This window comes from Caulobacter sp. CCNWLW153, assembly GCF_036889365.1.
GTDB lineage: Bacteria > Pseudomonadota > Alphaproteobacteria > Caulobacterales > Caulobacteraceae > Caulobacter > Caulobacter radicis.
On sequence record NZ_JBAKFV010000004.1, the window covers coordinates 213,150 to 239,223 of the forward strand.

Here is a 26,074-nt window from a genome sequence, read left to right on the forward strand (position 1 = left end):
CTCAAACACGGGGGCGTTCTCATCGGAGCCCCGCCCATGCCCCGTCCCGGTCCCCGCAACCTGATCACCGACGTCGAGGGCCTGCTGGTCGGCCATGCCCAGGACGAGGCCGTACGCTCGGGCGTCACCGCCCTGCTCTGCCCCGACGCCTGGACCGCCGGGGTCGACGTGCGCGGCGGCGGGCCGGGCACGCGCGAGACCGACGTGCTGAGGCCCGAGAACAACTTCAGCAAGGCCCACGCCATCTGCCTGTCGGGCGGCTCGGTGTTCGGCCTGGGCGCGGCCGACGGCGTCGTGGCGGCGCTCTCGGCGTCCGGGCGCGGCATCCGCCTGGCCCCGACCTCGCCGGCCATCCCGATCGTGCCGGCGGCCGTGCTGCACGACCTGGGCAACGGCGGCGACAAGGACTGGGGCCTGGACCCGCCCTATCGCTGGCTAGGCATCGAGGCGGCCGCCGCGGCCGACAAGGACTTCGCCCTGGGCTCGGCCGGCGCGGGCCTCGGCGCCATGGCGGGCCTGTCCAAGGGCGGGATCGGCAGCGCCTCGCTCGACCTGGGCGAGGGCCTGGTCGTGGGCGCCCTGGCGGCGGTCAATCCGGTGGGCTCGGTGCGGATGGCCGACGGCGAGACCTTCTGGGCCTGGCCCTGGGAAATCGACGGCGAGTTCGGCGGCGGGCGGCCCGCGCCCGACGCATCGGTCGAGGCAGAGCCGATCCCTGAGGACTCGAAGCTGGCGGCGCTGGGCCGCCTGCAGGCCGGCGCCAACACCACCCTGGCCGTGGTCGCCGTCACCGCCGACCTGACCACGGCCGAGTGCACGCGGCTGGCGATGATGGCCCAGGACGGACTGGCGCGGGCCATCCGGCCGGTCCACACGCCCTTCGACGGCGACATCGTGTTCGCCCTGGCCTCGGGCGCGCAGAGCCTGGGCGAAGGGCCGGGACGAGCCATCGCGCTGGCCAGGCTGGGTTCGGCGGCGGCCGACACCCTGGCGCGCGCCATCGCTCGCGGGGCCTACGAGGCCCAGCTTTCCGAAGTTCAGTCCTCGGTGACCGGGGCGACTTCCGGCGGCGCGTCGGCGCCGTAGAGCTGGACGGCGGCGGCTTCCAGGCGGCCCATCAGCCGCTTGAGGGTCGCCACCTCGCCCGGCGCCAGGCCCGCCAGCAGCGCGGCCTCGTAGGCCAGGGCCAGGGGGCGGATCTCGGCGAACAGGCGGCGACCGGCGGCGGTCAGTTCCAGCGTGTGCGAGCGACGGTCGGTGCGGTTGGTGATCCGCGCCACCAGGCGGCGCTCGACCAGGTCCTGGGCTGCACGGCTGACGCGCACCTTGTCCATGGCCGTGCGGGCCACGGCCTGGTGCTGGGTCAGCGGGCCCTCGATCAGGATCGACATGAGGCGCCATTGCGGGATCGACAGCCCGAAGCGGTCTTCATAGGCGCGGGCGATCAGCCGGCTGACGGCGCTGGAGGCCGTCGCCAGGCGATACGGCACATAGTCCGAAAGCGACAGCTGTTCACTGGCGACGTCCGGCGTACCCGGCGTCAGGGATGAGACCGTCGCGGCCATGCCTGTTCCTTTCCTCCTGCTCCGGCCTGCGGCCCGCGAAGACGGAGCCGTCTCTACGCCGAATCACGCCCTGGCAACCCACCGCAGGCGCACCTCGATCTGGCGCCGCGATGAAAACGCTCTCAATCGACCGCCTTCAACCATGGCGGAAAGCGGGCGTTTCGCCCGCCGCATGAGCATACGCACCTAACCGCGCTCAACCAAGCGGCGCCTTTAGTGACCGTGACCGCCCCCGTGGCCGTCGTCGCGCCCGTGGCCGACCTTCGGCGCGGCCTCGGTATGGGTGAGCTGCTTCTGGCAGCGCTCCAGAAGACGCAGGTTGTCGGGGCTGTTCCAGACGTCGGCGAACTCGACCACGGCCAGCCGCAGACGGCGCATGTGTTCGCTCCACTCCAGCGGCGGCTCGGGCTTGTGCTCGTCCTCCTGGCTCTTGCCGTGGGCGGCGGCTCCGCAGGTGCAGACGTGGGCGCTCGGCGCCGGAGCCTGGGCGGGCGCGCAGTTGGCGTTGACGATGACGGTCTGCTTGCTGCTGATCTTCACCTGCGGCGTAGCCAGGGCCAGGCCGCCGACGGTGACCGGCACGCAGCAGATCACGCATTGGCACGGCGCCGGGGCCTTGCAGGTGGAGGACGGCGCGGACGCCGGCGCGGCCTCATGGCCATGCTTGCCCTCCTCCCTGGCCTGGTGGCCGCAGGTGCAGGGCTTGTGGGCCTTGGGCTCGTGCTTGACCTCGGGCTTGGGAAACTGGCCCAGGCAGGCCTTCTCAAGGCTCTTCAGCGCCTTGCCGCAGGCGGCGAACTCGATCAGCGCCCCGACCCGGGCCTCGACCTCGGCGACCAGCTCCTCGGCGCGGCGCAGCAGCTCGCCCGTCGGCGCGCTGGTGGCGGCCACGCAGCGGACCAGGATGGCCTTGTGAATGGTCTTGGGCACGTCGCGCCAGCGCTCGTCCCTGCCCTTGCGACCGGTGAAGCGCCCCGCGCAGAAGGCCAGGGCCGCGACGGCCAGGGTGATCAGGGCGATGCCGGCCAACAGGGTCGGATCGAAGATCGGCACCGGCGTCTCGACCGGAAACTCGGATTGATACACCCCACCCCTCCCGCATGCGCCGTTCGACGAGCATCGTTATGGTTAACGCATGCTCGCGACGCTTGCACGGCCAAGGTTGAGGTCAGCGGCGGGAAATCACCCCGCGGGCGCGGGCGCCCTGGTCATAGCGGGTCTCGCCGCCATAGACGGCGACTTCGCACAGGATGTCGCCGCCTTCCTGGGCGGCCCACAGGTAGTTGCGCTCGACCTCGACGTTGCGGCCGGCGGGCGAGATGCCGTCGAAGGTGTCTCCCCAGGGAATCACCTTCGACAGTTCGCGCCAGGACAGGGTCATGGCCCGCGACAGCTCGTCGTCGGCCATGGCCTGCAGGTCGGGATCGCTCACGCGCGTCCTACTCGGCCGAGGCTTCGGCGTCGCGGAAGTACGGCACGACCTCGCCTTGCAGCTTGATGGTCATGGCGTTGCCCTTGCGGTCGACGGTCTTGCCGGCGGTCACCCGCACCCAGCCTTCGCTGACGCAGTATTCGTCGACATTGGTCTTCTCGACGCCCTTGAAGCGGATGCCGACGCCGCGCTCGAGCGCTTCGGCGTCGTAGTACGGGCTGTCGGGGTTGGCGGACAGGCGGTCGGGAGGCGTATCGCTCATCGGGTCGGCTTTCGAGATCTTGGGGCGGGACGGCCCGCCGAAGCGGGCGTGATAGCGAGGAAAGACGGGAAATCCAAGCGCTTGGGCCGAAAGCCTCAGCGGATGGAGGGCGCGCGGCCGCTGGAGCCGCCCTTGGCGGGCGCGGGCGGGGCGTGAGGCGGCGTGTTGGCGGCCTGGCGGACCGGCGGCCTTTCGAGGGCCTGGTAGACCCACTTGCGGGTCTCGGCGTCGAGGCCGGGGCCCACTCCGCCCAGGCGCTGGATCATGCCGACGAAGAAGAGGTCGTTGGCCGGATCGATCCAGAACCAGGTGCCGGCGCTGCCGCCCCAGCTGATCGTGCCGGGCCCGACCGGCGCGCCCGAGGCCGCCGGATCCACGGCCACGGCCACGTCGATGCCGTAGCCCATGCCCAGCGCGAAGGGGAACGCCTTCTGCTGGCCGGGCTTGAGCACGCCCGACGTGCCGTCGGTGGTGACCTGGAAGCTGGGCGGCAGGTGATTGAGCCGCATCATCGCCACCGTCTCGGGCTCGAGGATGCGCACGCCGTCGAGGTCGCCGCCGTTGAGGATCATCTGGGCGAAGCGGGCGAAGTCGCCCGCCGTCGACAGCAGGCCGCCGCCGCCGGACGGCGCCGGGGGTGGCCTCGTCACGTCGCGCCAGCCGCCCTCTACCGCCGGCACGAGCTTTCCGGTGACGGGATCGGCGTCGTAGATCGCCGCCAGGCGCGCGGCCTTGTCGGCCGGAACCCAGAAGGCGGTGTCCTTCATCTTCAGCGGCTTGAAGATCCGCTGCTGCATGAACACCGGCAGGGCCTGGCCCGACAGGCGTTCGACAATCAGGCCCTGGATGTCGGCCGCGACGCTATAGCGCCACAGCTTGCCGGGCTCGGCGTACATCGGCAGGCCGGCGATCTTCTGCACCATCGAGAACAGCGAGTCCGACTGCAGCACGCCGGCGCGGTAGTAGGCCTGGTCGGCCTGACTGCCCGGATCGTCGGCGATGCCGTAGGCGAAGCCAGCCGTGTGGGTCATCAGCTCGCGCATGGTCGGCGGGCGGCTGATCGGCGACAGGATCGGGCGGCCCGAGGCGTCGACGCCGCTTGCGACACGCAGCCCCTCGAACTCGGGGATGAACTTGGTGATCGGGTCGTCGAGCTTCCAGCGACCCTCGTCATAGAGGATCAGCATGGCCACGCCCGTGACCGGCTTGGTCTCCGAGCGGATGCGGAAGATGGCGTCGGCCGGCATGGCCTCGGGCTGGTCCAGCGCGCGCTTGCCGTAGGATGTCTGGCTGACGACCTTGCCGTGGCGGGCCAGCAGGGTGACGCCGCCGGCGATCTGGCCCTGGTCGACCAGGCGCTGCATGGTCTCGTCGACGCGCTTGAGCTTCTCGGACGAGAAGCCCACCGCCTCGGGCTTGGCGCGCGGCAAGGCGCCCGCCACGCCCGGATGGGCGGCGGTCAGGCCCAGGAACCCCGCCAGGGCCCCGACGGACTTGCGCCACAAGCTCATAGGTCGACTTATCTCTCAGAGGGTGGGCGAGAGCATGGCGCCGAAGACGCCGGCTCTCGCCATATCACATCACTTGGGACGGAAGCGCTTCTGGGTCGGGAAGCCCTTGGGCGCCAGCTTGCCGGCGCCGGCCCGGCGGCCGACGAAGGTCTGCCAGTCGGTCCATTCGCGACGGCGCAGGGCCGTGTCGATCCAGTAGCCGCCGGTCTCGGCGTTGAACGACAGGCCGTCGCGCAGGCCGCCTTCGCGATAGGCCTGCAGCTTGACGCCCTTGCCGCGCGGCATTTCCGGCAGCTCTTCCAGCGGGAAGATCAGGATCTTGCCGTTGTCGCCCACCACGGCCAGTTGGTCGCCGACGGCTTCCAGGCAGAAGGCCGCGCCGGCGGCGTCGACGGTCAGCACCTGCTTGCCCGCCTTGCGGTTGGCCAGGGCCTCCTCCTCCGGCAGCAGGAAGCCGTAGCCCTGCTTGGAGGCCAGGATGCGCTTGCGGCCCGCCTTGAACGGGAAGACGTCGATGATCTTCACCTTGTCGTCGAGCTCGATCATCATCCGCACCGGCTCGCCGTGACCGCGCGCCGACGGCAGGTTGGCGCAGCCCAGCGTGAAGAACCGGCCGTCCGAGGTGAACAGCAGCAGCTTGTCGGTGGTCTCGGCCGGGACCAGGAAGCCCAGCTTGTCGCCTTCCTTGAACTTCAGCTCGGACGGGTCGTCGATCTTGCCCTTGGCGGCGCGGATCCAGCCGCGCTCGGACAGGATGATCGTGATCGGCTCGCGCACGATCATCGCCTCGATGGCGGCGTCGGCGTCGACCACCGGGGCCACATCGAACACCGAGCGGCCGGTCACGCCGGTGGGGCGCGGCTTGTCCAGCGGATGCTTGATCTTGATCAGAGACGCGCGCACCTGGCGCAGGCCCGTGCCGACCAGGTCCCACTGCTTCTTGTCGCTGGCCAGCATGGCCAGGATGCCGTCGCGCTCTTCCACCAGTTCGGCGTGCTCGCGGCGGATCTCCATCTCCTCCAGCTTGGCCAGCTGGCGCAGGCGGGTATTGAGGATGGCGTCGGCCTGGATGTCCGAGAGCCCGAAGGCCTCGATCAGCTTTTCCTTCGGCTTGTCCTCGTAGCGGACGATGCGGATCACCTCGTCGAGATTGAGGTAGGCGATCAGCAGGCCGTCGAGGATGTGCAGGCGGGCTTCGATCTTGGCCAGGCGGTGGCGGGCCCGACGGGTCAGCACCTCGCGGCGGTGGGCCAGGAAGGCCATCAGGGCCGACTTGATGCCCATGACGCCCGGCGTGCCGCGCGCGTCCAGCACGTTGATGTTGACCGAGAAGCGGCTTTCCAGCGCCGAGAGCTTGAACAGGCTCTCCATCAGCACTTCGGGCTCGACGTTCTTGGACTTCGGCTCGAGGACGAGACGGATGTCCTCGGCGCTCTCGTCGCGGACGTCGCCCAAGAGGGCTGCTTTCTTGCTCTCGATCAGGTCGGCCAGTTGCTCGACCAGATCCGACTTCTTCACCTGATACGGGATCTCGGTGACGACGATCTGGTAGGCGCCGCGGCCGGTCTCCTCGCGTTCCCACTTGGCGCGGGTGCGGACGCCGCCGCGGCCGGTTTCGTAGGTTTCGAGCAGGGACGCGGCCGGCTCGACGATGACGCCGCCGGTCGGGAAGTCCGGTCCCGGCACGCGCTCGAGGATCTCGGCGGTCGTGGCCTCGGGGTTCGAAAGCAGCAACAGGCAGGCGTCGATCAGCTCGGCCGGATTGTGCGGCGGGATCGAGGTGGCCATGCCGACGGCGATGCCGGCCGAGCCGTTGGCCAGCAGGTTGGGGAAGCCCGACGGCAGGACCACCGGCTCCTCGTCCTGGCCGTCGTAGGTCGGCCGGAAATCGACCGCGTCCTCGTCGATGCCGTCGAGCAGAAGCGTCGCCGCCTCCGTCATCTTGCATTCGGTGTAACGCATGGCCGCGGCGTTATCGCCGTCGATGTTGCCGAAGTTGCCCTGCCCCTCGACCAGCGGGATGCGCTGGGAGAAGTCCTGGGCCAGGCGCACCAGGGCGTCGTAGATCGACTGGTCGCCGTGCGGGTGGAAGTTACCCATCACCTCGCCGACCACCTTGGCGCACTTGCGCGCGGCGGACTCGGGGTTCAGGCGCATGTTGCTCATGGCGTAGAGCACGCGACGGTGCACCGGCTTCATGCCGTCGCGGACGTCGGGCAGCGCCCGCGAGCCGATGGTCGACAGCGCATAGGCCAGATAGCGCTTGGACAGCGCTTCGGTCAGCGGCTCTTCGAGGATGCGGTCGCCGTCGCCGGGACCGCCGGGGGGAGGAAGGACGGGCTTGTTCATCAGTCAGATTCGTTTCGGCCCGTCAGCCTAGCAGATATGCGGCGCTCGATTCGAGGCGCGACGGGGTTTTTGCGGCTTATCCTGCCGCGGGCGCCCCGAGAACCGCCCCGGCCCGCTCGACGAGGGCGATAACGGCCTCGTCCCGCCACACCTCGATGGTCTCGGCGCTGGCGTGGTCACGCAGCAGCGACAAGGCATGGCGCCGGTAGGCGTCCTCGGCCAGGTCCTGGATATCGACCGCCGTGGCGACCTGGTTTCCGGCCAAACAGACGAAGGTGTAGGTTTTCATCACGGTCCTCGCCGTGACTTTACCACGCCAAGCGCGGCCGTTGGTCGCCTGCCCGACCGATCACGGCATTGGGAACGCTGGCGCTTCTCAGGACTCGGCGCTACGGGCCGGCAGGGCCAGGGTCACGCGCAGGCCGCCGATCGGGGCGCGGCCCAAGGTCAGGGCGCCGTCGTGCAGCTCGGCCAGCTCCAGGGCGATCGGCAGGCCGAAGCCATGTCCAGCCCCGCGCTCGTCCAGGCGGCTGCCCGGCACCAGGGCGGCGGCGGCGGCCTCGTCGGTCAGGCCCGGGCCGTCATCGTCGATGTCGAGCACCACCCGCGCGCCTTGGCGACGGCCGGCGACCCGCACCGTGCGCTCGGCGAATTTCCAGGCGTTGTCGAGCAGATTGCCCGTCATCTCGTCGAAGTCCTGCGGGTCGCAGGCGACATAGAGGTCGTCGGCCACGTCCAGCTCGGCCCGCACGCCGGCCGCGGCGTGGATCCGCGACAGCGCCGCCACCAGGTCGTCGAGACGCGACCGCACCGGCAGGGCCGGCCGTCCCGGCGCGCCCGGCGAGGCCGCGCGAGCGCGGCCCAGGTGATGGCCGATGGCCCCGTCGATCTGGGCGATCAGGCTGGCCAGGCTGCCGTCGGGATCGCGCCCAGGCTCGGCCAGGCGCACGGCCAGGGTGGCCAGCGGCGTCTTCAGGCCATGGGCCAGGTTGGAGACGTGGCTGCGCGCCTTGGCCAGGGCCTGCTCGTTGTGGTCCAGCAGGGCGTTGAGTTCGGCGACGACGGGCTCCAGTTCGCGCGGCTGCTTGTCGTCGATCCGGCGCTGCTCGCCCGCGCGCACGGCCGCCAGCGAGGCGCCCAGCTTGCGCAGCGGCCGCAGGCCCAGTTCCAACTGGCCGATCATGGCCGCCAGCAGGCCCACGCCCAGCACGCCAAGCGACAGCAGCAGCGGCCTCAGGCCTTCGTCGCGCATGCGGTCGCGAATGTAGCGCGGCGCGCCAGCGGTGACCGTCACCGGCCCGCGGCTGGTGCTGATGGTCAGGGTGCGGAAGTAGAAGCTCTCGTTCCAGCCGCTGCGCGAGCGCCAGCGGCGGGATTCCTTCAACGGCGCGGTCGGCGGCTTGTCGGGCCGCATCTCGCGCTGGGGCATGCGGTCCCGGTCGCGGTCACGCTCCGGACGCGGCCAGGGCGGCGGCCCCTCCCCCTGCCTCGGCTCGACCGCGGCCACGGTCTGTGAGCGCAGCACGCCCGCCGGCCCCTTGACCACCCAGGCCCAGCCCGCGCCGCGGCGGATGAACGGGCCCACCGACTGGATGCGGTCCTGGTCGAGCGAGCCGTCGGACTTCACCGCCCGCGCCAGCACCGAGATTTGTGACTCCAGGCTGGCGTCGACGTTGCGGCGCACGAACTGGTCCAGCGTCGGCCGGATGGTCAGGGCCGCCAGCACCACCGCAACGACGGTGAACAGCACGCCGCTGATCAGCAGCCTGGCGCGGATGGAGTTCAACACGCCCTTCACGCCGCGCCCGCCGTCAGGCGATAGCCGCGACCGCGCACGGTCTCGATCATCTCATGGCCGATCTTGCGCCGCAGCCGGCCGACGATGACCTCCAGCGAGTTGGAGTCCCCGCCCGCGTCGCCCTCGTAGGCCTGCTCCAGGATGTCCATCCGCTCGACCACCACCTCCTTGCGCAGGATCAGGCACGACAGAACCCGCCACTCGAAGCTGGTCAGCTTCAACGGCATGCCGTCGAACTCGAACCCGCCCATCTGGGCGTCGAAGGTCAGGCGGCCGCAGACGATGCGCGGGCCGTGATGTCCGGCCGAACGGCGCACCAGCGCCCGCAGGCGCATGACCAGCTCCTCCACCCGGAACGGCTTGGTCAGATAGTCGTCGGCGCCGGCCTTGAAGCCCTCGACCTTCTCGGTCCAGCCATAGCGAGCGGTGAGGATCAGCACGGGCAGCGGCCGGTTCTGGGCCCGCCAGCCTCGCAGCACCGACAGGCCATCCTGCTTGGGCAGGCCCAGGTCCAGCACGGCGGCGGCGTAGGTTTCGGTGGAACCCAGGTGCGCGCCGGTCTCGCCGTCGGCGGCGATGTCCACCGCGAACTGCTCTTCGCGCAGGGCCTGGGCGATGCTTTCGGCCAGCGGCGCGTCGTCTTCGACCAACAGGATGCGCATCCGCAATTCTTTAGCCGACGAACCCAAACCGAACCTGAACCAGTTCGTTCAGGCTACGTCGAGGTTGGGTGCGTTACAGAGGCTGCAATCGAGGGATTCGGTTCGAACCGTGGGGACTAGGAAATGACGAGGAAGATGGCCCTTCTGGCGGGCCTGCTGGGCTGCATCACGCCGACGATGCTGCATGCCCAGGAAACGGCCAAGCCGGCCCAGACCCCGCGCCAGTCGGCCCAGCAGACCCCGTCCGACGCCGACCTCGACACCGAGGTCGAGGGCATCGTCGTCACCGGCCAGCGCCAGTATGGCGCGGTGCTGGGCGACATCCAGCCGGAGACCACCTTCAGCGCCGCCGACGTGCGCTCGCTGGGCGTCAGTTCGGTGACCGAGCTGTTGTCGGAACTGTCGGCCCAGACCGCCAGCGCCAGCGGCGGCGCGCCCGTCGTGCTGCTGAACGGCCGGCGCATCTCGGGCATGGGCGAGATCCGCGACATCCCAACCGAAGCCATCCAGCGGGTCGAGGTCCTGCCCGAGGAAGTGGCCCTCAAGTACGGCTACTCGGCCGACCAGAAGGTGGTCAACGTCGTGCTGCGCCAGCGCTTCCGCGCCCGCACCGGCGAGATCAGCCTGGCCGCTCCCACCGATGGCGGCCAGACCACCCAGCAGATCGACTCCAGCACCCTGCGCCTCAATCGCCAGGGCCGCCTGAACACCGCCTTCAAGTACGCCCACAGCGACAAGCTGCTGGAAAGCGACCGCGACATCATCTCGCGATCGGCCAGCAACAACTACGTCGGCGACGTCACGCCCTTCCGCACGCTGCGTCCGCGCACCGACAGCCTGTCGTACAACACCGTCTACAACCGCGTGCTCGAGAACGGGATTTCGGCGACGGTCAACGGCAGCCTGTCCTACGACCAGAGCCAGTCGCTGTCGGGCCTGGCGCGGGCCGAGCTGGACGTGCCGGGCGCCAGCCCGTTCTCGCTGTCGGGCGATGACGAGACGGTCTACCGCTACCTGACCGACCTGGGCGCCATGGAGCAGTGGAGCCGTTCCTGGAACGCCCACGGCGGCTTCACCCTCGACGGCGCGATGAAGTCCTGGCGCTGGAACCTGACCGGCAACTACGACCACGACGAAAGCCGCACCAGCACCGACCGCACCCCCAACATCGACGAACTGCAGGACCGGCTGGACGCCCTGGACGCGACCTTCGATCCTCGCGCCGGCCTGCCCACCGGCAGCTTCATCAAGGACCGCGCCAGTTCGACCAACGACACGGTCAACACCCAGCTGGTCATGAACGGCGCCCTCAAGCGCCTGCCGGCCGGCGACATCTCGACCAGCGTCAAGCTGGGGGCCGAAGGCGCCTGGGTCGACTCGTGGTCGCGTCGCAACGGCGTGGAAAACAGCGTCGACCTGTCGCGCGGCACGGCCAACGCCCAGGTCAGCTTCGACGTGCCGATCACCAGCCGGAAGAACAACTTCATGGCCAAGGCCGGCGACCTGTCGGCCAACCTGAACCTGTCGGTCAACCAGCTGTCGGATTTCGGCACCCTGACCTCGATCGGCTACGGCCTGAACTGGTCGCCGATCAAGCCGGTCAGCTTCATCGTCTCGATGAACAACCAGGAGAACGCCCCCAGCATGTCGCAGCTGGGCGGCGCGCAGGTCACCACGCCCGACGTGCAGGTGTTCGACTACGTGCGCGGCGAAAGCGTGCAGATCATCCGCCTGAGCGGCGGCAATCCCGACCTGAAGGCCGAGGAGAAGAAGGTCCTGCGCGTCGGGATCACGCTCAAGCCGCCGGTCGTCGAAGGCTTGTCGATCAACGCCAACTACACCCACTCGCGCACCGACAATCCGATCTCGTCGTTCCCCAGCGCCACGGCCGCGACCGAGGCCGCCTTCCCCGACCGCTTCTTCCGCGAGGACCCGACGGTGGACGATCCGGTCGGCCGCCTGATCCGCATCGACGCCCGCCCGGTAAACTTCGCCAAGCGCGAAAGCGACCAGATCCGCTGGGGCTTCAACTTCAATCGCCAGATCGGCAAGACCCCCCCGCGCCCGCCCCCTACGCCCGAGGAAATGCAGCGCTGGCGCGAGCGCCAGGGCCAGGGCGAAGGGCGCGGCGAAGGCCGTCGCGGCCAGGACGGCCAGGCCGCGAGCGGGCAACAGGCTCAAGCCCAGGCGACCCAGAGCCAGGCCCAGACGACAGAAGGCGCCCAGCCTCCGGGCATGGACCTGCTGCAAGGCGCGATGCGCCAGGGCGGCGACCGGGGCGGAGAACAGCGCGCCGGCGGCGACAACGCCCAACCGCCTTCCGACGGCCCGCGTCCGGGCGGCGACCAGGGCGGCCCCGGCGGCGGCTTTGGTGGTCCCGGCGGTCCGGGCGGCGGCTTCGGCGGTCGTGGTCCGGGCGGCTTCGGCGGTCCGCCCCCAGGCTTCGGCGCGGCGCGGCTGCAACTGGCGCTCTTCCACACGGTGCGCCTGCGCGACCGGATCTACATCACGGACGGCGGAACCCCGCTCGACCTGCTGGACGGCGACGCCCTTGGCAACAGCGGCGGCTCGCCCCGCAACGAGGTCGAGGCCCAGGCCGGCCTGACCAAGAACGGCATGGGCATGCGCCTGACCGCCAACTGGCGCAGCGCCACCGAGGTCGACGGCGGCACGAGCGCCAACGGCACGCTGAAGTTCTCCGACCTGACGACGGTGAACCTGCGCCTGTTCGCCAACCTGGGCGCCCGTCGCGAGCTGGTGGCCAAGTATCCGGTGCTGCGCGGCACGCGGGTGACCCTCGGCGTCACCAACCTGTTCGACGAGAAGCAGGAGGTGCGCAACGCCGCCGGCGGCACGCCGATCACCTACCAGGAAGACTATCTGGATCCGCTGGGCCGCAGCGTGCGCCTGAGCGTGCGCAAGGTGTTCTTCTAGGATTGGCTGGGGTGGCTTCTAAAGCCGCCCCGCCTCGCCCAGCCGGTCCAGCAACCACATGCGCGCCGGCGGCAGCGGCCTGTTCAGCGGACCGAACACGAACTGCTCGAGGAAGTGGCCGGTGATGTCGAGGCCGGCCTTCACGTCGCCGTCGGAAAGCCCTCCCTGCGACGACAGCAGGAACGGCGGCAGCGGCAGAAGCTTGTCCTGATAGGGCGCGCCGGCCTTGCGGCTGACCGCCCGCCCCGTGCGCGGGCTGACATAGACCAGATCGTCGACCTCGCCGGTGGCGGCGCACTTGGACAGGTCGAGGCCGAAGCCCAGGTCCTGCAGCAGCCCCGCCTCGTAGCGCACATAGACCGCCGGCCAGATGTCGGGGATCTCCAGAACCCGGATCAGGGTCTCCAGGGCCAGGAAGGCGCCGGGATGCGGCTCACGTTCGGGCAAGGCCCCGGCGGCGACCGCCGCGGCCGACTGCAGGCCGGCCAGGGCCAGGCGATCGTCGAACAGCGACGACGGCCCCTCGCCCATCGGCTCCAGCTGGGCCGAGCCCATCTGGTCGGCGACCCGGGCGCGATAGCGGGCGATGACCCGCGCGCCGGCCTGCAGGAACGGCTTCATCCGCCGCGAGGCCGCGCCGGCCACGTGGGCGACGAACTTGCCCCGATCCTGGGTCAGCAGCTCGACGATGGCGCCGGTCTCGCCGTGCGCCCGCGCCGACAGCACGAAAGCGTCGTCCTCCCACTCCATCACCGGGACAGCTCCACTACGGCGGCGTCCCCCAGGCCACGACCTTCTCCAGCACCGGACGCCATTCGGCCTCGACCGGCAGGCCGATGACGTCGCGCAGGATCGCTTCGAGCTCGTCCACCGACAGGTCGCGCTGCTCGACCAGGGCGCCGGTGGCGTCGCGGTGGGTCAGGCGATTGTTCTTCAGGGCGTAGCGCGCCGCGGGCGTGGTGCGCCCCACAGTCATGCTCCAGGTGAAGTGCGAGCTGGGGTGGGTGTAGGTGAAGAAGTTGGCCTGCTCGTAGTCGACGCTCGCCCAGGCGCCTTGGGCCACCTGATAGAGCGGCGCCCAGCGGCCGGACAGGTCGGCCTGCACCTGGCGCTCGCCCACGCCGTCACACTCCGCATCGACGACGCGGAAGGCGCCATTGGGGCTGGCCTGGTCGCCGTCCGCGAACAGGCGCAGCGGCGCGGTCAGCACGCAGCCGCCGAAGCCGGCGTCGGCCAGCCAGGTCTCGCCGTCGATCGTAACGCCCAGCACCTGATGCGAGCGCGGACGCGGCGGAGCGCCTTCCGGCGCCATCCACAGCACCCGCGCCATCAGGCCCTCGACCTGGAAGCCGAGAGCCGCCAGCACCCGCTTGAGCAGGCTGTTCTGCTCGTAGCAGTAGCCCCCGCGACCGGCGGCGATCAGCTTGGCGTCGACGTCGGCCGGAACGATGCTGATCCCCCGCCCCAGCAGCACGTCGAGGTTCTCGAACGGGATGGCGTCGGGGTGCTTCTGGCAGATCGACCGCAGGGTCTCGATCGTCGGCTCGCGCGGGCCGGCATGGCCGATCCGCGCGAAGTAGGCGTCGAGGTCCACCGCAGCGACCGCCGCCGCGTCAAACATCGAAATCGAGGCCCATGTCGCTGAACAGGCCACGTTCCTCGGCCCAGTTCTCCTTGACCTTCACGTGCAGGAACAGGTGCACCTTGCGGTCCAGGATGTCCTGCAGCTCCTCGCGCGAAGCCTGGCCGATCCACTTCAGCACCTGGCCCCCCTTGCCCAGGACGATGGCGCGCTGGCCCTCGCGCTCGACATAGATGGTCTGCTCGATGCGGGCGCTGCCGTCGGCGCGCTCTTCGAACGAGGTGGTCTCCACCGAGGCCGCGTAGGGCAGTTCCTCGTGAACGCGCAGATAGATCTTCTCGCGGGTGATCTCGGCGGCCAGCAGGCGGGCCGGCAGGTCGGTCGTCTGGTCCTCCGGATAGAGCCAGGGGCTCTCCGGCATCATCGAGGCCAGCTTGGCGGTCAGGTCGTCGACGCCCGCGCCGGTCTCGGCGCTGATCATGAAGACGTCGGTGTAGACGCCGGTGTCGAAGAAGTCCTTGGCCACGGCCAGCAGGGTGTCGCGCTTGATGCCGTCGATCTTGTTCAGCGCCAGGATCACCTTGCGGCCGCTCTCCTTGAGGGCCTCGATGATGGTCTGGACGTCCTGCACCGCGCGGTGTTCGGCGGGCGTGGCGTTGCGGGCGCAGTCGGCCAGTTCGGCCTGCACGTCGACGAGGTGGACGGTGACCTCGGCCTCTTCCGAGCCGGCCCAGGCCGAGCGCACCATGGCGCGGTCGAGGCGGCGGCGCGGGCTGAAGATCCCGGGGGTGTCGACGAGGACGATCTGGGTGTCGCCGGCCAGGGCGACGCCGCGCACGGGGAAGCGCGTCGTCTGCACCTTCTGGGTGACGATCGAGACCTTGGCCCCGACCATGCGGTTGACCAGGGTGGACTTGCCGGCGTTCGGCGCGCCGATGATGGCGGCGAACCCGGCGCGGGTGTTGGAGGTGTTTTCAGTCATTGGGCGTGCGTGTAGCACAGAGCACTGCAAAAGCCCTCCCCCTTGATGGGGGAGGGTTGGGTGGGGGTGGTTTCGGGCCTTGCCGGCTGAGCCGCCGCATCACCCCCATCCCCGACCCTTCCCCCATCAAGGGGGAAGGGAGATGTCTCCTCAGCTGCCTTGGACCCGCTCCAGCAGCGCCTTGGCGGCGGCCTTCTCGGCCTCCTGTCTCGACTTGCCCTTGGCGATGGCGGGATCGACGTCCTTGACGCTGACCTCGACGGTGAACTCGGGCGCGTGATCGGGACCGGTGCGGTCGAGCACGCGGTAGCTCGGCAGCGGCCGCCCCTTGCTCTGCGCCCATTCCTGCAACGCCGTCTTGGGATCGCGCGGACGCCCCTGCCCGGCCCGGTCGAACTCCTCGGACCAAAGGTCGAGGAACACCTTGCGGGCCAGTTCCAGCCCGCCGTCCTGGTAGAGCGCGGCCATAAGGGCCTCGCAGGCGCCGGCCAGGATCGATTCCGTCTCGCGTCCGCCGATCTTGCTCGACGAGGCCGACAGGCGCAGGGCCGGACCAAGCTCGGCGCCCTTGGCCACGCGGGCGCAGGTCTCGCGGCTGACCAGGGCGTTCAGGCGGGGAGCAAGCTCGCCCTCCTTGGCCTTGGGGAAGCGTTCGGCCAAAGCCTCGGCGGCCAGGAGCCCCAGCACCCGGTCGCCGATGAACTCCAGCACCTCGTTGTCGCGGACCTTGGCCTTGGCGCCGTCGCCGACGCTGGCGTGGGTCAGGGCCTGCTCGAGCAGTTCGCGATCCTCGAACCGATGACCGATCCGGCGCTCCAGGTCGCCGACGGCGGCGACCCGTCTGTCCTTCACGGCCATGGTTTTACTTCAACACGCGGAAGAAGCGGCTCGGACGCGCGTCCATGAACCAGGTCCAAGGCTTGAAGAGGTGAGCGTCGGCGTTCCACGACAGCAGGATGATCTGCGCCTTGCCGACCAGGTTCTCGGCCGGGACGAAGCCCACGCCGATGGCGTCGCCGGTGAACTGGTCGTTCTCGTAGTTCCACTTGCAGGCGCCCGAGTCCGTCTTGAACGGCGAGATGCCCGGGTTGAAGCGGCTGTCGGCCGAGTTGTCGCGGTTGTCGCCCATGAAGAAATAGCAGCCTTCCGGCACTTCATAGACGCCGGTGTTGTCGCCCTGCGTGTCCGGGCCCGCGTCGGCCTGGGTCAGGTAGGTGCGGCCCTCGGGCGTGGTCTCCTGGATGCGCTTCATCGGCTGGGTGAAGCCGTAGCCGCTGTCGACCAGGACGTCGGCCTGCTCCTGCCGCTTGACCGCCTTGCCGTTGATGTAGAGCGCGCCGCCGCGGACCTGGACCTTGTCGCCCGGCAGACCGACCAGCCGCTTGATGTAGTCGACGTGGCCGTCGCGCGGCAGCTTGAAGACGATGATGTCGCCCCGCTTGGGCGCCGAGCCCAGGATACGGCCCTTGAACAGCGGCGGGCTGAACGGGATCGAGTGCTTGGAATAGCCGTACGAGAACTTCGAGACGATGATGTAGTCGCCTTGATAGAGGTTGGGCTCCATCGAGGCCGACGGGATCGTGAACGGCTGGAACAGCAGCACCCGCAGCACCAGGGCGATGCCCAGGGCGTAGGCCACGGTCTTGATGATCTCGATGAATTCGTTGACGGCGCCGCCCTTTTCTTCTTCGGGGGGCGTGGTCTCGACGGCTTCGGTCATGCGCGCGGGGCTCTTTGCGAATGGGGGTCGGGCGAGCCCGACAGGTCTTGCTAGACGCGGTTGTCGTCTCGGGCAAGCACCGCCGGCGATAGTGACGCTTCGTGGCGCCCGTTTGGCGCCGCGCGCCCGGCTCGCCTTAAAGATTATTCATTGGCCGCCGCGTTTGGCGAGTGATGTTCTCCCGGCGCTGATTTCGCCCAGGACCCCGCCGATGCGCTCGCTCGCCCCGCTGTTCATCCTCGCTGTCGGCCTGATGGCCGCGTGGCAGGCCAAGTCCGCCGAGGTCGCGCCCCGCCCGGTGGTCGACGGCGTGGCCCAGGCCATCGCCGACAACTACTACGACGCCGCCAAGGGCGCGGCCGTCGCGGCGGAACTGCGGGCCGAGGCCGCCAAGGGAACCTACGACCGCCTCACCGACCCGCGCGACCTGGCCACCACGCTGAGCGAGCGCCTGCGGCCGCTGGACCATCACTTCAACGTCTCTTGGTCGGCCGGGCCGGCCCCTGCCCTGCGTCCCGCGCCCGGCCCCTCGGCGGCCGCGGTTCCCGGCCCGCCGCGCGTGGATCCGATCAAGCGCGCCAACTACGGGATCCGCCGGGTCGAGATCCTGAACGGCAATCTCGGCTACATCGACATGCGGATGTTCGCCCACTTCGAGTTCGGCCAGCCCGACGCGCCGGCCCGCAAGGCCATCGAGGCGGCTCTGCAGATGGTGGCGGGCGCCGACGCGGTGATCATCGACCTTCGCGACAACGGCGGCGGCTCGCCGGCCATGGTCGGCTACCTGGCCAGCGCCTTCACCCCCAGGGGCGCCGACATCTACAACACCTTCAAGTACCGCGAGGGGACCGAGAGCGAGGCCCCCAAGGACTGGTATCCGGCTCCGCGCCTGGAGACGCCGCTCTACGTACTGATCAGCGGCCGCACCGGCTCGGCGGCCGAGGCCCTGGCCTACACCCTGAAGAACGCCAAGCGGGCGGTGATCGTCGGCGAGGCCAGCGGCGGCGCGGCCAATCCGGGCGGCCCCGTACCGGTGGCCGGAGGCTTCTCGATCTTCGTCTCCAACGGCTCGCCGGTCAGCCCGATCACCAAGACCAACTGGGAAGGCGACGGGGTGCAGCCCGACGTGGCCGTCCCGGCCGCCAAGGCCCTGGACACCGCCCGCGGCCTGGCGCTGGAAGCCGTGCTGAAAACCGCCGCCGGCCCCGCCGCCCAGGACGCCCGCTGGGCGCTGGAGACCCTTCGCGCCGAGGCCGCGCCGCCCGCGGCCGGCCCCCTGGCCGACTATGTCGGGGCCTATGGCGCGGTCGAGATCGTGCAGGTCGACGGACGCCTGGCCATGAAGCGCGGCCGCCGTCCGCTGACCGTGCTGCTGCCTCTGGGCGGCGAGACCTTCACGGTGGCGGGCGAGTCGGGCCGTCGGGTGGTGTTCGAGCGCGACGCCAAGGGCGCGGTCAGCGCCTTCGAGGCGGTCGGCTACGAAGGCGGCGGCTCGCGCTTTCGGCGCGGAGCGACGCCGGGGGCCTAGCTAGCTCGCCGGCACGGCCTCGATGATCACAAAGGCCTGGGCGTAAGGGTGGTCGTCGGTCAGCGACAGGTGGATCACCGGAACCATGCCCTCGGGGATCAACTGCGCCAGCTTGGCCGCCGCGCCGCCGGTCAGCGCCATGGTCGGCTTGCCCGAGGGCAGGTTCACCACCCCCATGTCGCCCAGGTGCACGCCCTGCTTCAAGCCCGTGCCCAGGGCCTTGGAACAGGCCTCCTTGGCGGCGAAGCGCTTGGCGTAGCTGGAGGCGCGGTCGGGCTTGCGCTCGGACCGCCTGCGCTCGATCTCGGTGAAGACCTTGTTGGTGAAGCGCTCGCCGAACCGTTCGAGGGTCTTCTCGATCCGGCGGATGTCGCTGAGGTCCGAACCGATGCCGATGATCACGCCGCGCTCTCCAGTCTCGCCGCGTCCATCAAGGTCCGCATGCGCAGGATGGCCTGGGGCAGGCCAACGAAGATCGCCTCGCCGATCAGGAAGTGGCCGATATTGAGCTCGACGATCTGCGGGATCGCCGCCACCGGCTTGACCGTGGCGTAGTCGATGCCGTGGCCGGCGTGGACTTCCAGCCCCAGCGAGGCGGCGAAGGCCGCGCCCGACTTCAGGCGTTCGAGGATGGCGGCGGCGCGCTCGGTCTCGCCGGCGCGGGCGGCGTCGCAATAGGCGCCGGTGTGCAGCTCGACCACCTGCGCCCCGACGTCGGCCGAGGCCTGGATCTGGGCGTGGTCGGGCTCGATGAACAGCGACACCCGCGCGCCGACGGTGCGCAGGCGGCCGGTGGCGTCGGCGATCCGGTTGGCGCCCTTCACGACGTCGAGGCCGCCCTCGGTGGTCACCTCCTCGCGCCGCTCAGGCACCAGGCAAGCCGCGTGCGGCCTGGCGTTCATGGCGATGCCGACCATCTCGTCGGTGACCGCCATCTCGAAGTTCAGCGGCTTGCCGCGCTTGAGGCAGAGGTCGGTGAGGACGGCGATGTCGGCGTCGCTGATGTGGCGGCGGTCCTCGCGCAGGTGCGCGGTGATGCCGTCGGCGCCGGCCGCGAGCGCCAGCTCGGCGGCGCGCACCGGCTCGGGATAGCTCGACCCGCGCGCGTTGCGGATCGTGGCCACGTGGTCGATGTTGACGCCGAGCCGGAGCATGGGGCTCAGCCCTTCAGCCGGCGGCTGCCCGGATCCTCGATCGGGATCGCGGCCAGTTCAGGCGGCAGGGCGTCGGCCGGATAGGCCGGGACTTCCAGGCTGGCCAGCGCGATCAGCGGCACGCCGACGTCGACCTTGCCGCCCGAGCGGTCGACGATGCAGGCCGCGGCCACGACATCGCCGCCGGCGTCCTTGATCGCCTGGATGCATTCGCGCGACGACAGGCCGGTGGTGACGATGTCCTCGACCATCACGACCTTCTGGCCCGGCTCGATGTGGAAGCCACGACGGAACTTGAAGCCGCCGCCCTCGCGCTCGACATAGATCGACGGCACGTTCAGGTGACGGGCGGTCTCATAGCCGGGGATGATGCCGCCGACGGCGGGCGAAACCGCCACGTCGACATGGCCCACCGTGGCCACGATCTTGTCGGCCAGGGCCTTGCACAGGCGCTCGCAGCGCTCGGGGCGCATGAACACCAGGTTCTTCTGCAGGAAGACCGGGCTGTGCAGGCCGCTGGAGAGCACGAAGTGGCCTTCGCGCAGGGCGCCGGCGGCGCGGAATTCTTCGAGGACGTCGTCGTTGGTCATGAGGCGTGGATATAGACCAGCGCGGCGAGTCTACAAACCACCCTCAAAGGGGCGTAGGACAGCCGCCATGAACGACTCCCCTCCCCGTCCTCGCGTCGGCTGCGGCGCGGCCATCATCGACGGCCAGGGCCGCATCCTGCTGGTCCAGCGCCGTCGCCAGCCGGAAGCCGGCCATTGGGGCCAGCCGGGCGGCAAGCTCGACTGGGGCGAACCGGGCCGGACCTGCGCCGAGCGCGAGATCCGCGAGGAACTGGGCATCGAGATCGTCGCCGGCCCGGTGCTGGCGGTGACCGACATGATCACCGCCGACAGCCACTGGCTGGCCGTCACCTATCGCGCCGACGGCTGCGAGGGCGAGCCGGCGATCCAGGAGCCCGAAGCGCTCGCCGACTGGGGCTGGTTTGCGCTGGACGCCCTGCCCTCGCCCCTGACCCAGGCGACGCAGGACGCTGTTGCGGCGCTGCGCGGCGCAGGCTGAACTTTTTTCGGCGGGCCGCGTCACACGCGCGGACCTTGCCTCGTCATGACGGCGCAACCCTCTCAAAGGAGACCCGCCATGACCACCAAGCTCGATCCCTTCGCCGCCGCTCCGTCTGTGATGAAGTCCTGGTTCGCCGCCTCGACCACCATCGCCGCAAGTCTCGAGCCCAGCCTGGTCGAACTGGTCAAGATCCGCGCCTCGCAGATCAACGCCTGCGCCAACTGCATCAACATGCACACGGTGGAAGCCCGCGCCCAGGGCGAGACCGAACAGCGCATCTACCTGCTGTCGGCCTGGCGCGAAGCGCCCTGCTATACCCCGCGTGAACGCGCCGCCCTGGCCTGGACCGAGGCCCTGACCCGCCTGTCGGAAGGTCACACGCACGAGGCCGCCCATGCCGCGCTGACGGCCGAGTTCACGGAAGAAGACCAGGTCAAGCTGACCCTGATGATCAACGTCATCAACGGCTGGAACCGCCTGGCGGTGGGCTTTGGCCTCTGGATCGAACAGCCGGCGAAGGCGGCCTGAACGCCCCTTCTCCCATAGGGAGAAGGAGGGGCCCGCGCCGAAGGCGTGGGAGGATGAGGGGTTACGAGGCCGGCCGGCGTGCCGGCACGATCCAGGGCGATGCGGTGAGGGTGTAACCCCTCACCCTCCCATGCTTCGCATGGGCCCCTCACTCTCCCCTCCGGGAGAGGCGTTCTACCCCCGCGTCCGGTCCACCGTCTCGACGGACGGGCAGGTGCGCAGCGCCGCCGAGATGTTGGTCAGGTGCTTGGCGTCGCGCACCTCGACGTCGATGTCGGTGTCGAAGAAGTCGCTCTGCCTATGGTGCATGCGCAGGTTGACGATGTTGCCGCCCGCCTCGCCGATGATCGTGCAGACCTGGCCCAGCACGCCGGGTGCATTGCCGATGGTGGCGTGCAGGCGGGCCAGCGAGACGGTGTCGCGCTCGGCTTCGGGCGTCCAGTTGAGGTCGCGCCAGAGGTCCTCGCGGTCCTCGTATTCGGCCAGCTTCGGACAGTCGATGGTGTGGACGTCGAGTCCCCCGTCCTGTTCCTTGGCCCCATCCTCGCGCAGGATGCCGACGATGCGGTCGCCCGGAACCGGGCTGCAGCAGTGGGCGAAGTGCAGCGACACGCCGGGGGTGAGCCCGCCGCCGCGCACGTAGAGCCGCGCGCCCTTGCCGCCCTCGATCTTGCGACGGGCCGTGGCGGCCTCGCGATCGGCGTCGACCATGCCGGGGAACGCCGTCTCCAGCACCTGGCTGGGCGTCACGCGACCACGGCCGACGGCGTCGAACAGGGTCTCCTCGCTCTCCAGCGCGAAGCGTTCGAGGATCGGCCGCAGCGACACGTCCTTGAGGTTCTTGCCGGCGCGCTCGAAGGTCTGCTCGACCGACACCCGGCCCAGGCGCAGGAACTCTTCCTTCTCGGTCTGGCGGATATGACGCCGAATGGCGGACCTTGCGCGGCCCGTCACCGTCAGCGAGCGCCAGTCGGGCGGCACCACGGGCTTGGAGCCGCGGATCACCTCGACCACGTCGCCGTTGGTCAGGATGGTGCGCAGGGGCTTCAGCTCGCCGTTGATCTTCACGCCGATGCAGGTGTCGCCGACGCTGGTGTGGACGGCGTAGGCGAAGTCGAGCGGCATCGCGCCCCGCGGCAGGCTGACCAGCTTGCCCTTGGGGGTGAACACGAACACCTGGTCGAGGAACATCTCGAGCTTGGCGTGCTCGACCAGCTCTTCGCTGTCGCCGCCGTGCTCGAGCACCTGCACCAGCTGGCGCAGGTTGGCCAGCGGGTCGCGCCCCCCGGCGGCCTCCATGCCTTCCAGGTCAAGGCCGTAGGAGGCGTCCTTGTAGCGGAAGTGGGCGGCCACGCCCTCTTCGTTGACGCGGTCCATGGCCTCGGTGCGGATCTGCATCTCGATGCGCATGCCGCGCGGCCCCACCACCGTGGTGTGCAGCGAGCGGTAGTTGTTGCGCTTGGGCGTCGAGATGAAGTCCTTGAAGCGGTCGGGCACGCTGGACCAGGCCCGGTGCACCACGCCCAGGGCGCGGTAGCAGTCTTCCTCGCTGTCGACGATCACGCGGAAGGCGTAGATGTCGGACATCTGCGAGAAGCCGATCGATTTGCGCTGCAACTTGCGCCAGATCGAATAGGGCGACTTTTCCCGCCCGAAGACCCGGGCCGGCAGGTTGGCCGTCTCCAGACGGGCCATGATCTCTTGATTCACCAGGGTCACGGCCCCGCCCTGCTCGACACGCAGGGCGTCCAAGCGCCGGACGATGGCGTCACGGGCGACCGGGTTGGTGTGCTGGAAGGACAGTTCCTCCAGCTCGGTGCAGATGCGGTGGCAACCGATGTTGCGGGCCAGCGGCGCGTAGATGTCGCGCGTCTCGCGGGCGATGCGCTCGCGCTTGGCCTGATTCTTGATGAAGTGCAGCGTCCGCATGTTGTGCAGACGGTCGGCCAGCTTGACCAGCAGGACGCGGACGTCCTTGGAGATGGCCAGGATGAACTTGCGCAGGTTCTCGGCCTGGCGGGTGTGCTCGGCCTGAAGCTCCAGCTTCGAGAGCTTGGTGACGCCCTCGACCAGTTCGGCGATCTCCTCGCCGAACAGCTTGCCGATCTCCTCCTTGGTGACCGGCGTGTCCTCGATGACGTCGTGCAGCAGCGCCGTGACGATGGTCGCGGTGTCGAGCCGGTACTCGGTGAGGATGCCCGCCACCTCGATCGGGTGGGCGTAATAAGGGTCGCCGCTGGCGCGCGTCTGGCTGCCGTGCATGCGCATGGCGAAGACGTAGGCGCGGTTGAGCAGGGCCTCGTCGGCCGTCGGGTCGTAGGCGTGGACCCGCTCGATCAGCTCGTACTGGCGAAGGAACTTGCGCGGCTTGGGAGCCGGCGGAGCCTCGGGCGCCGGTTGGGCCTGGGGCTCAGACGAAGACGCGCCCGATTCCCCCCCAAGCGAAGGAGAGGATTCGGGCGCGCGTTCGGACGGAGCGGCGGCGAACGCCGCTTCGATAGCTAGAGGGTCTGCGCCGTCGGGGCTCAGTACCGCTCCTCCTGACCACCGTCGCGGTCGCTTTGCAGCGCGCGAACGAGTTCCAGTTCGCTCATCTGCATGTGGGTCGGGTCGGCCAGCAGGGCGAGGGTTTCGGCCTCTTCCTCGGCTTCCGAGTGCTCGTCGACGCGCTGCAGCGTGGTGATCAGGTGCTCCTTGAGCCCCTCGTGATCGATCACGTCGTCAGCGATCTCGCGCAGGGCGACGACCGGGTTCTTGTCGTTGTCGCGGTCGACCATCAGGGCCGCGCCGGCCGAGATGCCGCGAGCGCGATGCGCCGACAGCAGGACGAGCGCGAAGCGGTTCGGAACCTTCTCGACGCAATCTTCGACGGTGACGCGGGCCATGAATTCCTCGGTCTGAGCGTTGGCTCTTGCAAAATAGGGCTCCGTGCGGCGTCACGCAACGCCGCTTCGGTTGTCACCCAGCTTTCGCGAGGCGACGTGTATGCCTTCTCCAGGAGCCAAAGTCCAGTCGGAACAAGGGAAAGGCTTGGTTCGGCGAACGGGCCTTACACCACCCTTCCGTAAAATCCCCGCTTCCGCGGGGATTTTACGGGTGGTGGGGCTTTGCATCCGCCCCCACGCTGGCGCTGGCGGCCAGCGCCGCGGCGCTCTCCCCCAGCACCGGATGGATCCAGTCCGGCGCCACTTCGGCCAGCGGCCCCATGACGAACAGGCGCTCGTGGGCCCGAGGATGAGGCAGGACGAGGTTTCCGTCCGTCACCGTCCGCCCATGGGCGATCAGGTCCAGATCGAGGGTGCGGGCGGCGTTGCGCTCGGACCTGGCCCGTCCGAACTCGGCCTCGATGCGATGCAGGGCCGCCAGCGTCTCGGCAGGCGAAAGGTCGGTCTCCACCAGCACGACGCCGTTCAGATAGGCCGGCCCCGCGGGATCGGGCCAGGCGGCGGAGGTCCACCAGCCCGAGCGGGCGACCACCGCCAGCCCCTCGCCCGCCAGCGCCGCCACGGCCGCCTCCAACAGAGCCTCGCGACTCGTGTAGGCTCCCGGCAGATTACAGCCCAGGGCGACGACCACGGTCGCGTCCCGACCATTTTTATCCAGCCGATTTTTCAAGGAATTTGATCCGTGACCTTTTATCCGACCGAGCGGCTGGCGCTGTTCATCGACGGCGCCAACCTCTATTCCGCCGCCAAGGCGCTGGGCTTCGACATCGACTATCGAAAGCTCCTCGACGAGTTCAAGAAGCGCGGCCTGCTCGTGCGCGCCTACTACTACACCGCCATCGCCGAGAACGACGACTACTCGCCGATCCGTCCGCTGGTGGACTGGCTGGACTACAACGGCTTCACCCTGGTGACCAAGCCGGCGCGCGAATACACCGACAGCCAGGGCCGCAAGCGCTGGCGCGGCGACATGGACATCGAGATCGCGGTCGACATGCTGCAGATGGCCGAGACGGTCGATCACATGGTGCTGTTCTCGGGCGACGGCGACTTCCGCGCCCTGGTCGAGGCGGTGCAACGCAAGGGCCGCCGCGTCACCGTCGTCTCGACCATGAAGAGCCAGCCGCCGATGACCAGCGACGACCTGCGCCGCCAGGCCGACAACTTCGTCGACCTCAACGACCTGGGCAACATCATCGGCCGCCCGCAACGCGCGCCGCAACAGCGCTACACCTCGGCCGACCAGCGCACGCCGGCCGAGCGCGAAGCCGAAGACGAATACTAAGGGCCGACCCAATGCAGCATTCCAACATCGTCGGAGAGGTCGTCCCCTCCCCGGCCGAACCGCCGCGCGACTGCCCGCTGTGCCCGCGCCTGGTGGCCTATCGCCGCGAGAACCAGGAACTCTATCCGGACTATTTCAACGGCCCGGCCCCGTCGTTCGGCGACAAGGACGCCCGCCTGCTGGTCGTGGGCCTGGCGCCCGGCCGCAAGGGCGCCAACCGCACCGGCCGGCCGTTCACCGGCGACTATGCCGGCACCCTGCTCTACGAGACGCTGATCAAGTACGGCTTCGCCACCGGCAAGTTCGAGGCGCGCATCGACGACTCCCTGAAGCTGGTCGGCAGCGCGGTGACCAACGCCGTGCGCTGCGCCCCGCCCGGCAACAAGCCCGAGACCAGCGAGGAAAACACCTGCCGCCCGTTCCTGAAGGCGCGGCTGGACATGTTCCCCAACCTCAAGGCCATCGTCACCCTGGGCGACGTCTCGCGCCGCAATGTGCTCAAGACCCTGGGCCTGAAGGCCTCGGCCGGCATTCCCGGCCACGGCTCGGAGTTCCAGGCCGGCCCCTACCGCATCTTTAACAGCTATCACTGCTCGCGGCTCAACACGAACACGGGGCGGCTGACGACGCCGATGTTCGAGGAGCTGTTCGCGCGGGTGCGGGCCTATGTGGACGCGGCGGACTGAGGCGCTGCGCCCCACCTTACAACCTCCTCCCTCGCCCCTGTGGCGAGGGCCCATGGTTCAGGGAGGCGAATGAAAGAAAG

General features: G+C 69.6%; 27 protein-coding genes and 1 pseudogene. 7 read left to right on the plus strand and 21 right to left on the minus strand.

Annotated elements, in window-relative coordinates:
• Positions 1-36 precede the first annotated feature (36 nt).
• Positions 37-1,086 (plus strand): P1 family peptidase, encoded by a 1,050-nt coding sequence (locus V6S85_RS08525; protein WP_334348680.1) that lies wholly within the window; start codon positions 37-39, stop codon positions 1,084-1,086.
• Here V6S85_RS08525 and V6S85_RS08530 read toward each other — a convergent pair.
• From V6S85_RS08530 to V6S85_RS08570, 9 genes are all read right to left on the minus strand, one after another.
• Positions 1,038-1,565 (minus strand): MarR family winged helix-turn-helix transcriptional regulator, encoded by a 528-nt coding sequence (locus V6S85_RS08530; RefSeq protein WP_116570044.1) that lies wholly within the window; start codon positions 1,563-1,565, stop codon positions 1,038-1,040. The two genes, V6S85_RS08525 and V6S85_RS08530, sit on opposite strands and share 49 nt — an antisense overlap.
• Before the next feature lie 213 nt (positions 1,566-1,778).
• Complete coding sequence (locus tag V6S85_RS08535) at positions 1,779-2,651, minus strand: hypothetical protein (RefSeq protein WP_334348681.1); 873 nt, start codon at positions 2,649-2,651, stop codon at positions 1,779-1,781.
• A gap of 82 nt (positions 2,652-2,733) precedes the next feature.
• Positions 2,734-2,973, minus strand: a complete 240-nt coding sequence (locus tag V6S85_RS08540) for a hypothetical protein (RefSeq protein WP_101717683.1) — start codon at positions 2,971-2,973, stop codon at positions 2,734-2,736.
• Positions 2,974-3,004: 31 nt separating this feature from the next.
• Positions 3,005-3,259 (minus strand): DUF3297 family protein, encoded by a 255-nt coding sequence (locus V6S85_RS08545; protein ID WP_116570045.1) that lies wholly within the window; start codon positions 3,257-3,259, stop codon positions 3,005-3,007.
• Between the two features lie 95 nt (positions 3,260-3,354).
• A complete protein-coding gene (locus tag V6S85_RS08550) occupies positions 3,355-4,770 on the minus strand; it encodes a serine hydrolase domain-containing protein (RefSeq protein ID WP_334348682.1) in 1,416 nt (471 codons plus the stop codon).
• Between the two features lie 69 nt (positions 4,771-4,839).
• The gene (gene parC / locus V6S85_RS08555) at positions 4,840-7,119 is read right to left on the minus strand and encodes a DNA topoisomerase IV subunit A (protein ID WP_334348683.1); all 2,280 of its coding nucleotides are present in this window, start codon (positions 7,117-7,119) and stop codon (positions 4,840-4,842) included.
• A gap of 76 nt (positions 7,120-7,195) precedes the next feature.
• Positions 7,196-7,408, minus strand: coding sequence for a hypothetical protein (locus V6S85_RS08560; protein WP_116570048.1), 213 nt, complete (start codon positions 7,406-7,408; stop codon positions 7,196-7,198).
• Between the two features lie 87 nt (positions 7,409-7,495).
• The gene (locus V6S85_RS08565) at positions 7,496-8,905 is read right to left on the minus strand and encodes a HAMP domain-containing sensor histidine kinase (protein WP_334348684.1); all 1,410 of its coding nucleotides are present in this window, start codon (positions 8,903-8,905) and stop codon (positions 7,496-7,498) included.
• An 8-nt stretch (positions 8,906-8,913) separates the two neighbouring features.
• Positions 8,914-9,579 carry a response regulator transcription factor gene (locus V6S85_RS08570; protein ID WP_116570050.1) on the minus strand — a complete coding sequence of 222 codons (666 nt, stop codon included), beginning with the start codon at positions 9,577-9,579 and terminating at the stop codon, positions 8,914-8,916.
• Between the two features lie 123 nt (positions 9,580-9,702).
• On the opposite strand from V6S85_RS08570, the gene V6S85_RS08575 reads away from it, so the two are divergent.
• Entirely contained in the window at positions 9,703-12,513 is a 2,811-nt protein-coding gene (locus V6S85_RS08575; RefSeq protein ID WP_334348685.1) for a TonB-dependent receptor, read from the plus strand.
• A gap of 18 nt (positions 12,514-12,531) precedes the next feature.
• On the opposite strand, the gene recO is transcribed toward V6S85_RS08575, so the two are convergent.
• The 5 genes from recO to lepB all read right to left on the minus strand — a co-directional run bounded on the left by recO (position 12,532) and on the right by lepB (position 16,797).
• The gene (gene recO, locus V6S85_RS08580) at positions 12,532-13,263 is read right to left on the minus strand and encodes a DNA repair protein RecO (protein WP_116570159.1); all 732 of its coding nucleotides are present in this window, start codon (positions 13,261-13,263) and stop codon (positions 12,532-12,534) included.
• A gap of 16 nt (positions 13,264-13,279) precedes the next feature.
• Entirely contained in the window at positions 13,280-14,134 is an 855-nt protein-coding gene (locus V6S85_RS08585; protein ID WP_334348686.1) for an arylamine N-acetyltransferase family protein, read from the minus strand.
• Positions 14,127-15,077, minus strand: a complete 951-nt coding sequence (era, locus tag V6S85_RS08590; RefSeq protein WP_334348687.1) for a GTPase Era — start codon at positions 15,075-15,077, stop codon at positions 14,127-14,129. Before era ends, V6S85_RS08585 begins: the two co-directional genes overlap by 8 nt.
• 150 nt (positions 15,078-15,227) lie before the next feature.
• Positions 15,228-15,935, minus strand: coding sequence for a ribonuclease III (gene rnc, locus V6S85_RS08595; RefSeq protein WP_334348688.1), 708 nt, complete (start codon positions 15,933-15,935; stop codon positions 15,228-15,230).
• Between the two features lie 4 nt (positions 15,936-15,939).
• Positions 15,940-16,797 carry a signal peptidase I gene (gene lepB, locus V6S85_RS08600; protein ID WP_116570054.1) on the minus strand — a complete coding sequence of 286 codons (858 nt, stop codon included), beginning with the start codon at positions 16,795-16,797 and terminating at the stop codon, positions 15,940-15,942.
• A 211-nt stretch (positions 16,798-17,008) separates the two neighbouring features.
• Here lepB and V6S85_RS08605 point away from each other — a divergent pair, with 211 nt between their 5' ends.
• Positions 17,009-18,325, plus strand: coding sequence for a S41 family peptidase (locus tag V6S85_RS08605; RefSeq protein WP_334348689.1), 1,317 nt, complete (start codon positions 17,009-17,011; stop codon positions 18,323-18,325).
• Here V6S85_RS08605 and acpS read toward each other — a convergent pair whose 3' ends face one another.
• From acpS to pyrE, 3 genes are read right to left on the minus strand one after another with little or no spacing between them, the layout of a single operon-like run.
• On the minus strand, positions 18,326-18,727 hold the full coding sequence (gene acpS / locus V6S85_RS08610; protein WP_165259497.1) for a holo-ACP synthase: 402 nt from the start codon (positions 18,725-18,727) through the stop codon (positions 18,326-18,328).
• Positions 18,724-19,479 (minus strand): pyridoxine 5'-phosphate synthase, encoded by a 756-nt coding sequence (locus tag V6S85_RS08615; protein ID WP_334348690.1) that lies wholly within the window; start codon positions 19,477-19,479, stop codon positions 18,724-18,726. Before V6S85_RS08615 ends, acpS begins: the two co-directional genes overlap by 4 nt.
• 5 nt (positions 19,480-19,484) lie before the next feature.
• A complete protein-coding gene (pyrE, locus tag V6S85_RS08620; protein ID WP_101712026.1) occupies positions 19,485-20,069 on the minus strand; it encodes an orotate phosphoribosyltransferase in 585 nt (194 codons plus the stop codon).
• 67 nt (positions 20,070-20,136) lie between these two features.
• On the opposite strand from pyrE, the gene V6S85_RS08625 reads away from it, so the two are divergent.
• A complete protein-coding gene (locus V6S85_RS08625; RefSeq protein ID WP_334348691.1) occupies positions 20,137-20,547 on the plus strand; it encodes an NUDIX domain-containing protein in 411 nt (136 codons plus the stop codon).
• A 78-nt stretch (positions 20,548-20,625) separates the two neighbouring features.
• Entirely contained in the window at positions 20,626-21,078 is a 453-nt protein-coding gene (locus tag V6S85_RS08630) for a carboxymuconolactone decarboxylase family protein (RefSeq protein WP_334348692.1), read from the plus strand.
• A gap of 8 nt (positions 21,079-21,086) precedes the next feature.
• Here V6S85_RS08630 and V6S85_RS08635 read toward each other — a convergent pair.
• The 4 genes and pseudogenes from V6S85_RS08635 to folK all read right to left on the minus strand — a co-directional run.
• A pseudogene (locus V6S85_RS08635) lies at positions 21,087-21,167 on the minus strand (hypothetical protein); the annotation flags it as partial.
• An 85-nt stretch (positions 21,168-21,252) separates the two neighbouring features.
• Positions 21,253-23,346: a RelA/SpoT family protein gene (locus V6S85_RS08640; protein ID WP_243410685.1), complete on the minus strand. Its 2,094-nt coding sequence runs from the start codon at positions 23,344-23,346 to the stop codon at positions 21,253-21,255.
• A gap of 257 nt (positions 23,347-23,603) precedes the next feature.
• The gene (rpoZ, locus tag V6S85_RS08645; RefSeq protein ID WP_058350513.1) at positions 23,604-23,963 is read right to left on the minus strand and encodes a DNA-directed RNA polymerase subunit omega; all 360 of its coding nucleotides are present in this window, start codon (positions 23,961-23,963) and stop codon (positions 23,604-23,606) included.
• Between the two features lie 205 nt (positions 23,964-24,168).
• Complete coding sequence (gene folK / locus V6S85_RS08650) at positions 24,169-24,654, minus strand: 2-amino-4-hydroxy-6-hydroxymethyldihydropteridine diphosphokinase (RefSeq protein WP_334348693.1); 486 nt, start codon at positions 24,652-24,654, stop codon at positions 24,169-24,171.
• A 51-nt stretch (positions 24,655-24,705) separates the two neighbouring features.
• Between folK and V6S85_RS08655 the strand changes: the two genes are divergently transcribed.
• Positions 24,706-25,308 (plus strand): LabA-like NYN domain-containing protein, encoded by a 603-nt coding sequence (locus tag V6S85_RS08655; RefSeq protein WP_334348694.1) that lies wholly within the window; start codon positions 24,706-24,708, stop codon positions 25,306-25,308.
• 11 nt (positions 25,309-25,319) lie between these two features.
• Positions 25,320-25,994 (plus strand): uracil-DNA glycosylase, encoded by a 675-nt coding sequence (locus V6S85_RS08660; RefSeq protein ID WP_334348695.1) that lies wholly within the window; start codon positions 25,320-25,322, stop codon positions 25,992-25,994.
• Positions 25,995-26,074 lie beyond the last annotated feature (80 nt).